At 58.1% G+C, this 2,397-nt stretch carries 4 protein-coding genes; all 4 read left to right on the forward strand.

Annotation, left to right across the window (positions count from 1 at the left end; all coding sequences use genetic code 11):
* On the forward strand, positions 1-559 hold a 559-nt coding region (locus GXX82_09010), incomplete at its 5' end, for a TonB-dependent receptor (GenBank protein NLT23173.1).
* Between the two features lie 51 nt (positions 560-610).
* Positions 611-1,207 carry a formylmethanofuran dehydrogenase gene (locus GXX82_09015; GenBank protein NLT23174.1) on the forward strand — a complete coding sequence of 199 codons (597 nt, stop codon included), beginning with the start codon at positions 611-613 and terminating at the stop codon, positions 1,205-1,207.
* 15 nt (positions 1,208-1,222) lie between these two features.
* On the forward strand, positions 1,223-2,032 hold the full coding sequence (locus GXX82_09020) for a class I SAM-dependent methyltransferase (protein NLT23175.1): 810 nt from the start codon (positions 1,223-1,225) through the stop codon (positions 2,030-2,032).
* A 46-nt stretch (positions 2,033-2,078) separates the two neighbouring features.
* Positions 2,079-2,397 (forward strand): iron ABC transporter permease (locus tag GXX82_09025; protein ID NLT23176.1); only part of this gene is annotated, 319 nt, incomplete at its 3' end.

The following is a 2,397-nucleotide window of genomic DNA, read 5'->3' on the forward strand; positions in this document are numbered from 1 at the left end:
CAACTACGAACTGGGGTACCACGACACATTCTTCAAGAAGATCGGCCTCAAAACCGCTGTTTTTTACTCCGACGTGACCGACATGGTGATGCAGGTCAAGGTCCCCAATCCTGCAAAGCCCAAGACCACGCTGAACCAGAACCAGAACATCGGTGACGTGAGGAGATACGGTGCCGAACTCGATGTCTCGGGCACCGTCGTCACGAACCTGAACGGAGGCTTCAACTACACCTACATCTGGTCCGACAACAGGACCGACTCGACGAGGATAACGGACATCCCGAAGCACAAGCTGGCTGCTTATGCGAAGTACACTCCCCTTAAGGGCCTCGCCCTCACCGCGGACGTGGAGTACAATTCCCAGCGATACAGCTCCTCCGACGGCATCGAAGTGGCGAGGGCCTTCGCGGTCGCCAATTTCAAGGCGGCCTATGAGTTCCTTAAGGGCCTGACCATCGAGGGCGGATGCTCGAACATATTCGACAGGGATTATTCACTTGCAGAGGGTTATCCCGAGGCGGGGAGAAGCTTTTTCAGTAACCTCGTCTACAAGTTCTAGCCGCCATGCGGTCCCTGCCTGCCTCAACGACAAACACCGCCAGGAGGAGAAATGAGCACAAACCATCTCGATCTGCAGGAATGCCTTGAAAGGGCGTCACTCTTCCATGGTGGCCTTTGTGCGGGGATCACGCTGGGTACCCGAATGTCCATTCTCGGGCTCAAGGCTGTCGGCATCGATGACCCCATGGGAAAGGACCGGAAGAACCTCATCGTCTTCATCGAGACGGACCGCTGCGCTACCGACGCTATCCTGGCCGTGACGGGATGCCATCCCGGAAAGAGAACGATGAAGATACTGGACTACGGCAAGATGGCTGCGACCTTCATCAACCTCGCCACGGGCAAGGCCGTCCGCATCGTGGCAAAGGACAGGACGATCGATCCGGACAAGGAGTACACGCGGGAAATGATCGAAGCGGAACCCCACACCGAGAAATACGCCACGATGCCCGCCGAGGACCTGTTCGAGCTTGAGGAGGTCGACGTGGACTTGAGGCCCGAGGACATGCCCGGTAAACCTCTCAGGATCGTCACGTGTTCCTCCTGCGGGGAAAGGATCATGGATATGCGGGAGGTGCGCGACGGCGGCAGGATCCTCTGCAGGCCCTGCTCGGAAGGCAGGACCTACTGGCGGAAAAAGGCGTGAAGACAGGATAGCCCGATGAGAGATGCGGCAATTGACTGGAACGAGGTCTGGAAGAAGGAGAGCGCGAAAAGGTCCGTGAAGAAACGGGACGTCACCTTCTGGAACGAAAAGGCCCGCAACTTCTTCAAGAAACCCTGGGAATCGAACTACTCCGAGGATTTCCTCAAGATAATGCGACCCAGGCGCTGCTGGACCGTGCTGGACATGGGCTGCGGGACGGGCGCGCTGACGATCCCCCTGTCGCGGTATGTCAGGAGGATAACCGCCGTCGATTTTTCCCCCCGCATGCTCGAAGGTCTCGAGGAACAATGCCGGGCACAGAGTATAGAGAACGTCAGAACGATCAAAGCGAGCTGGGAGGATGACTGGAGTTCCCGGGACATCGGCGAGTACGACGTAGTGATCGCGTCGCGCTGTCTCGTCGTCGAGGATCTCCGGAAGGCTGTCATGAAATTGAACGGTGCGGCCCGGGAACGCGTCTACATTTCCACCATCGTTGGGGACGGGCCTCATGACCGCATGATCTATGAGGCTGTCGGGAGGCGACTCACTCCCGGGCCGGACTACATATACACTTACAACCTCCTGCACCAGCTCGGCATCTACGCCAACCTGTTCATCATCAAGGACCTGCGGACGGAATCCTTTCGTGACAGCGACGAGGCCCTCGCGTACTACGAGCACTTCCTCGGAAAACTGACAAAGGGGGAGAGGGAAGACCTTGGCAGTTATCTACGAAAGCACCTCGTGCCGAAGAACGGCAGGTGGGTCCTCGATTACAGGAGAATAACCCGATGGGCGGTGATGTGGTGGGAAAAGGAATGAAAGAGATGAACAGGGTCCTGCCGCCGTGAGAACGGGGCTCGTCATCATGGGACTCGCCTGTGCCCTCGTTATTGCCGTACTCGTCTCACTGGTGCTGGGCAAGTACCCGGTGAGCATCGAAGACGTCTGCGGGTTCTTCCTCTGGAAGATATTCAATACCGGCGTGAACCTGTCCGTCGACAGGCAGCTCCTGGAGAACATCCTCCTCAATATCCGCCTGCCCCGTATCGTGGCGGCCGTCTTTGTCGGAGCGTCGCTGTCCATCTCCGGGGCGGCCTTTCAGGCAATGTTCTTGAACCCTCTTGTCTCACCAGGCATCCTGGGCGTGCTCGCGGGAGCATCCTTCGGCGCCGCCCTCGGGATGA

This window comes from Syntrophorhabdus sp. (assembly GCA_012719415.1).
Lineage (GTDB): Bacteria > Desulfobacterota > Syntrophorhabdia > Syntrophorhabdales > Syntrophorhabdaceae > Delta-02.

What these genes read in the sequence shown, in the direction of transcription:
- GXX82_09015 (NLT23174.1), top strand. Translation starts at nt 611, where the DNA reads ATGAGCACAAACCATCTCGATCTGCAGGAATGCCTTGAAAGGGCGTCA.
- GXX82_09020 (NLT23175.1), top strand. Translation starts at nt 1,223, where the DNA reads ATGAGAGATGCGGCAATTGACTGGAACGAGGTCTGGAAGAAGGAGAGC.